Below are 6,385 nucleotides of genomic sequence, written 5' to 3'. Positions count from 1 at the left end.
CGGGCTCCCGCCGCGCACGTCGTCCCAGGCCAGGGACAACCGCCGCATCGCTTCCGACATGCGCTCGGGGGGCAGCGTGATGGGGATGCGCAGTCGGCGTTCGAGCACTCCGCCCGTCGTGAAGCGGGGGCCGGGAGGAAGGACGAGCTGCCTTTCGCGGGCGGCGAGAGAGAGCTGGGTCGACAGCGGTGCGCCGATGTCGACCCAGGCGGAGAGTCCGCCAGGCGTATGTGGCATCCGGAACCCGGGGATGGCGGCCACCCCTTCCTCGACGGCGCTGCGTCCGGCGTGCAGACGTCGACGGACATGCGCTGTGAGCGCCGACATGTCGGCGAGGAGTTCGACGGCGATGCACTGCTCGAGCAGGGCCGTGCCGAGTTCGAAGGAGGGGCGCACGGCGAGCAGCCGCGCGATGACGGAGCACTCCGCACGGATCCAGCCGATGCGCATCCCGCCCCAGGCGATCTTCGACATCGATCCGACGGTGATCACATTGGGCCCGCCCGCGGCCATCGGAGTCGGTGACCATCCCCGGTCGATGTCGAGTTCGGTGGTCGTCTCGTCGACGATGAGGTGGGTACCCACGTTGCGGGCTGTGGTCGTGATCCGCGACCGCTCGTCATCGGGAAGGGTCGCTCCGGTCGGGTTGTGGAAGTCGGGGATGAGGTAGGCGACATGCGGCCGGGCGCTGAGCAGCGTCTCGTTCAGGTGCCTGGCATCCCACCCGTCGGCATCCACGGGCGTCGGAACAAGCCGGTACCCGTGGCGGTGCAGGGCCTCCAGCGCGTGAGGGAAAGTCGGCTGCTCCACCAGCGCCTTCTCTCCGCGACGCCCGATCGCCGCGAGGATCAGATTGATCGCATTGAGCGCTCCGGAGGTGATGATGATCTCGTCGGCCGACGTCGGTGCACCCCGATCGCGGAAGCGCTGAGCGACCGCCTCGCGCAGCTCGGGGAGTCCGCGGAGCGAGTACCCGCTGGTGCCGCGCAGCGCCGCGAGACGGGGCAGCGACCGCACGGTCGCGTCGTACAACCCCGGCGTCGAGTCCATTGACGCGATGGAGAGGTCGATCGACTCGTCGTCGGCCTCGGCTCTAGGAGCAGTGTGTCCATTCGGGAGGGTGACGCGCGTGCTTCCCCCGTGCAGGCGTGAGACGTAGTCGTCCGATTCCAAGATGCCGTACGCGCGAGTGATCGTGGAGCGAGAACGGCGCAGCTCGAGCGCAAGGGCGCGCTCACTCGGGAGACGCTCGCCGACGGTGAGGCGGCCGTCGAGGATCAGCGCCCTGATCTGGTCTGCGAGCGCCGATGCCGTGGCGCCGGCGACGTTGTGCACCCCGAGCTGTTCGACGAGACGTGATCCCATATGTCCAGCATGACGCAAAGTGGACTGATCTACGCAGGCCACTTTGCGGTGAGTGGTATCGCTTCGGATGGGGGGACAGGGGCCAGAGTGGAGGGATGATCCTCCGTTCCGTGCTCCTCCCCGTGACCGCCACCAGTCGGCGTGACCTCGTCGAGCGGTTCGTGCAGCTGCTCGTCGGTCTGTTCTTCTACGGCGTCGCGCTCGGGTTCATGGTGCGCGGTGGCATCGGAGTGGCACCGTGGGACGTGCTGGCACTCGGTCTCGCGGAGCAGACCGGGCTCGGATACGGCGTCATGACCGTGCTGGTCTCGATCGTCGTCCTCCTGCTCTGGATCCCGTTGCGCCAACGCGTGGGGCTGGGCACCGTGTTGAATGCCCTGCTCGTCGGCCCGAGTGCGGACCTCGCGCTCGCCCTGATCCCGCAGCCGCCCTCGGTATGGATCGGCGCTCCGATGTTCGTCTTCGGGCTGCTGCTGCTGGCCTTCGCGACCGGCCTCTACATCGCTGCCGACTTCGGCCCGGGCCCTCGTGACGGCCTGATGACGGGACTCGTTCGGCGAACAGGCTGGGCGGTATGGCTGGTGCGCACGTTGATCGAGGGGAGCGTGCTGCTCGTCGGCTTCCTCCTCGGAGGCCCCGTCGGAGTAGGAACCGTCCTCTTCGCCTTCGGCGTCGGTCCGTTGATCGGTTGGTTCCTCCCGCGCATCACCCGGATGCGCGAGACCCGTTCGCGAAAGCTCGGGAGCCTCCGCTCCGCCTGACGGATCCGTGCGCATCTGCATGACCTGTGCATACGGGCATGACCGAGTACCGGTGGATACTCATGCATCCGTGTGATCCTCATGCATACGCGAAGAGCGGCCCTCGGAATCCCGAGGGCCGCTCTTCGTGTGCGTGGCGTATCAGTCGGCGCTGGCGAGAACGAGGACCGCGTTGTGTCCGCCGAAGCCGAAGGAGTTGCTGATCGCGATCTGCGGGCCGTCGCCGAGAGGCGTGGCTTCGCCCGAGAGACGGAACGGGACCGCGGGGTCCGGCTCCGTCATGTTGATCGTCGGAGGTGCGACGCGGTCGCGCAGGGCGAGGAGCGAGAAGATCGCCTCGAGCGCGCCGGTGCCGCCCAGCAGATGTCCGGTCGAAGCCTTCGTCGCGGAGACCGGGATCTCGTCGATCCGCTCGCCGAAGACCTTCTTGAGCGCGACGTACTCGTTCGGGTCGCCCACCGGCGTCGACGTCGCGTGCGCGTTGATGTGCGTGACCTGGTCGGCGGTGACGCCGGCCTCGTCGAGGGCCTGGGTCACGGCTCGTGCCGCACCGTTCCCCTCGGGGTCGTTCCCGGTGATGTGGTAGGCGTCGGCTGTGACTCCGCCGCCGAGCACATACCCGTAGATCTTGGCCCCGCGTGCCTTCGCGTGCTCCTCGGTCTCGAGGATGAGTGCGGCGGCGCCCTCACCCATGACGAACCCGTCGCGGTCGATCGCACCGGGGCGGGAGGCATGGGCCGGGTCGTCGTTCCGCCGGGACAGCGCCTGCGCGGAGGCGAAGGAGGCCATCGTGATGGGGTGGATCGCCGACTCGGTGCCACCGGCGATCACCACGTCCGCGAGGCCATCCTGCAGGTGGTGGAGAGCGTGGATGATCGACTCGGTGCTGGACGCGCAGGCGCTGACCACGGTCTGCGCGTAGGCACGTGCATGGAACTGCAGCGACAGGTTGCCCGCAGCGGCGTTCGGCATGAGCATCGGGACCGTGAGCGGCATCACCCGACGGGGACCCTTCTCGCGCAGGGTGTCCCATGCGTCGAGAAGCGTCCAGAGGCCGCCGATCCCGGTGGCGAAGTCGACGCCGAGCCGTTCGGGAGCCACCTCGGGGGAACCTGCATCCTCCCAGGCTTCGCGCGCCGCGATCAACGCGAACTGCGACGAGGGGTCGAGGCGCTTGGCCTCATGCCGGGGGAGGACCTCTTCCGGGCGGACGATCGCCTCGGCGGCGAACGTGACGGGCAGCTCGTACTGCTGCACCCAGTCGTGTTCGAGCGTGCGGGTGCCGGACATGCCGGCAAGCAGGTTCGTCCAGTTCTCCGGGGCCGTGCCGCCGATGGCGGAGGTGGCGCCGATGCCGGTGACGACGATGCGCTTGGTCATGGGGTGTGGTTCCTTGTCGAAACGAAGTCGAACGGGTGAGAGGGCAGGTCGGCGGATGCCACTCCCCGCGAGGTGCGGGGGTGGCATCCTGCCGGGATTACTCCTGGCCCGCGACGATGAAGTTGACGGCGTCGCCGACGGTCTTGAGGTTCTTGACCTCGTCGTCGGGGATGGTGACGCCGAACTTCTCCTCGGCGTTGACGACGATCGTCATCATCGAGATGGAGTCGATGTCGAGGTCGTCCGTGAACGACTTCTCGAGGGCGACCTCGGAAGCGTTGATGCCGGTCTCGTCGGTGATGAGCTCTGCGAGGCCAGCGAGGACCTCGTCGTTGGTGAAAGCCATGTGGTCTTCCTCTTTCTTGCGGGTTGTTTTCGGAACCGTGGAACAGTCTAGGGAAAGTCAGCGCATTCTCAGGGAAGGACGACGACCTGTGCGGCGAACACGAGTCCCGCACCGAATCCGATCTGCAGCGCGAGTCCACCGGAAAGCTCGGGGTGCTCGGCCATCAGACGGTGGCTGGCCAGGGGGATGGACGCGGCCGACGTGTTGCCCGTGGTCTCGATGTCGCGCGCGATGACCGTGGTCTCCGGCAGCTTCAGCTGCTTGGCGAACTCGTCGATGATCCGCATGTTGGCCTGGTGGGGGATGAAGGCGGCGATGTCGGCCGGCTCCACACCCGCCTTGTCCAGTGCCTCGCGCGCGACCTTCGCCATCTCCCAGACCGCCCAGCGGAAGACGGTGGGACCTTCCTGGCGCAGGGTCGGCCACGGAACCACGCCGTCGCGGAAGTCGGTGAGGGTGCCGTTCATTCCCACGGCGTCGGCCTTGGAACCGTCGGATCCCCAGACGGCGGGGGCGATGCCGGGCGTGTCGCTCGGACCGATCAGTGCGGCGCCCGCCCCGTCGCCGAGGAGGAACGAGATGCTGCGGTCGGTCGGGTCGACGACGTCGGAGAGCTTCTCTGTACCGATGACCAGCGCGTAGCGGGCGGCCCCGGCCTTGATCAGCGCATCGGCCTGGGCGATCGCGTAGGCGTATCCGGCGCAGGCGGCGTTGATGTCGTACGCGGCAGCGGGATTCGCTCCGACGCGATCGGCGACGATCGCCGAGACCGAGGGGGTCTGCTTGGGGTTGCTGATCGTCGCCACGATCACCAGGTCGACCTGATCTGCCGGAACACCCGACTTCTCGATCGCCTCGGCAGCCGCGGCGGTGGCCAGGTCGATCGCGTCCGTGCCCTTGTCGGCGCGAGCGCGCGTCACGATGCCGGTGCGCTGACGGATCCACTCGTCGCTGGAGTCGATCGGGCCGATCAGGTCCTCGTTGGGCACGGCGTTCTCACCGCGGGCGGCGCCGTACGAGTAGATGCGCGTGTACGCGGGACCCGTGAGCTGGGCGAGGGTGACGCTCATGCGGCTTCTCCGTTCAGCAGCGCGACTGCTGCATCGAGGTCTTCAGGGGTCTTCACGGCGACGGTGGGGACACCACGGAGGCCGCGCTTGGCGAGACCCACCAGAGCGCCGGCCGGGGCCAGTTCGATCACACCGGTGACGCCGGCTTCGGCGAACGACTGCATGCAGAGGTCCCATCGCACCGGCGACGACACCTGGTCGACGAGGAAGCTCAGCGCCTGCGGGCCGTCCGTGACGGCAGAGCCGTCGCGGTTGGTCCACAGGGTGATGTCGGGATCTGCCGGCGTGACGTCGGCGACGGCGTCACGGAGGGCTGTGACGGCGGAAGCCATGTACTGCGTGTGGAACGCTCCGGCGACCTGCAGCGGGACCACGCGGGTGCCCTTGAGCGGCTCCTCCGCGAGTGCGGCGAGTGCGGGGAGGGCACCGGCGACGACGATCTGGCCGCCGCCGTTGTAGTTGGCGGGCGAGAGGTCGAGTTCGGTGAGGCGCGCGAGGAGAGCGTCTTCGTCGCCTCCGAGCACGGCGCTCATACCCGTCTGCTCCTGCGCCGCGGCATCAGCCATCGCCCGCCCGCGGATGCCCACGAGGCGCATACCGGTGTCGGCATCGATCACGTTGCTGCCGACGAGCGCGGCGATCTCACCGACCGAGTGACCGGCGATCCCGTCGGCGCGGCGTCCGGCTCGCTGCGTCAGTGCGTCACCGGCGATCAGCGACGCGGCGACGATCAGGGGCTGCGCGACGCGCGTGTCCCGGATCGTGTCGGCGTCCGACACCGTCCCGTGCTCGATCAGGTCGACCCCCGCGGCGTCCGAGTACACGGCGAGGCGGTCTGCCACTCCGTCGAGCTCGAGCCAGGGGGCGAGGAAACCGGGGGTCTGCGAGCCCTGTCCAGGGCATACGACGACAATCACCCACCCAGTCTGCCAACGATCGGGGCGAAGCGGTGGATGATCCATCACAAGATTCCGAAAAACCCTTGTGTGTGGCGTACAGAAAGCCGACTCAGCGCGGAGGGCGGCGAAGCGGTGCGCGTCGACGGACCTGGTCTGCGGCGCCGATCGAGCCGAGGATCAGCGCGGTCTGCAGGATGAGGGCCTCGCGGGGACCGGTGGCATCCCAGCCGATCACCTCGCTGACGCGCTTCAGGCGGTATCGCACGGTGTTGGGATGCACGAAGAGCTCGCGTGCCGTGGCCTCGAGGGAGCGCCCGTTGTCGAGGTAGCTCCACAGCGTGGTGACCAGGTCGGTCGAGTGGGCCTGCAACGGGCGGAAGATGCGTTCGATGAGGGTCTGCTTGGCGAGCGGGTCGCCGGCGAGGGCGCGCTCGGGCAGCAGGTCGTCGGCTTCGACCGGGCGGGGAGCACCGCGCCATGCACGGGCGACCGCGAAACCGGCGAGAGCGGCACGGGCGCTCTGGCTCGCATCGACGAGTGCGGCGACCTCCGGTCCGAGCACGA

7 protein-coding genes are annotated in these 6,385 nt (G+C 68.6%); 1 reads left to right on the top strand and 6 read right to left on the bottom strand.

Going from position 1 to position 6,385, the window contains the following annotated elements:
* A partial coding sequence (locus tag DSP71_RS04655) for a PLP-dependent aminotransferase family protein (protein ID WP_147251196.1) occupies positions 1-1,365 on the bottom strand: 1,365 nt, incomplete at its 3' end.
* Between the two features lie 95 nt (positions 1,366-1,460).
* Here DSP71_RS04655 and DSP71_RS04650 point away from each other — a divergent pair.
* Positions 1,461-2,126: a YitT family protein gene (locus DSP71_RS04650; protein WP_113680471.1), complete on the top strand. Its 666-nt coding sequence runs from the start codon at positions 1,461-1,463 to the stop codon at positions 2,124-2,126.
* Positions 2,127-2,267: 141 nt separating this feature from the next.
* On the opposite strand, the gene DSP71_RS04645 is transcribed toward DSP71_RS04650, so the two are convergent.
* From DSP71_RS04645 to DSP71_RS23130, 5 genes are all read right to left on the bottom strand, one after another.
* Positions 2,268-3,506 (bottom strand): beta-ketoacyl synthase, encoded by a 1,239-nt coding sequence (locus tag DSP71_RS04645; RefSeq protein WP_046749123.1) that lies wholly within the window; start codon positions 3,504-3,506, stop codon positions 2,268-2,270.
* Between the two features lie 97 nt (positions 3,507-3,603).
* The gene (locus DSP71_RS04640; RefSeq protein ID WP_017202249.1) at positions 3,604-3,852 is read right to left on the bottom strand and encodes an acyl carrier protein; all 249 of its coding nucleotides are present in this window, start codon (positions 3,850-3,852) and stop codon (positions 3,604-3,606) included.
* 68 nt (positions 3,853-3,920) lie between these two features.
* Positions 3,921-4,922, bottom strand: a complete 1,002-nt coding sequence (locus DSP71_RS04635) for a beta-ketoacyl-ACP synthase III (protein ID WP_058631871.1) — start codon at positions 4,920-4,922, stop codon at positions 3,921-3,923.
* Positions 4,919-5,839 carry an ACP S-malonyltransferase gene (locus tag DSP71_RS04630; RefSeq protein WP_058631872.1) on the bottom strand — a complete coding sequence of 307 codons (921 nt, stop codon included), beginning with the start codon at positions 5,837-5,839 and terminating at the stop codon, positions 4,919-4,921. The genes DSP71_RS04635 and DSP71_RS04630 overlap by 4 nt, the downstream gene beginning before the upstream one ends.
* Before the next feature lie 91 nt (positions 5,840-5,930).
* Positions 5,931-6,385, bottom strand: a 455-nt coding sequence (locus tag DSP71_RS23130; RefSeq protein WP_258546265.1) for a CdaR family transcriptional regulator, incomplete at its 5' end; no start/stop codon positions are given.

Source organism: Microbacterium sp. H6 (assembly GCF_003314775.1).
Classification (GTDB): domain Bacteria; phylum Actinomycetota; class Actinomycetes; order Actinomycetales; family Microbacteriaceae; genus Microbacterium; species Microbacterium oxydans.
The sequence above is the reverse complement of the archived record's forward strand: the minus strand, read 5'-3'. Positions and strand labels throughout refer to the sequence as shown.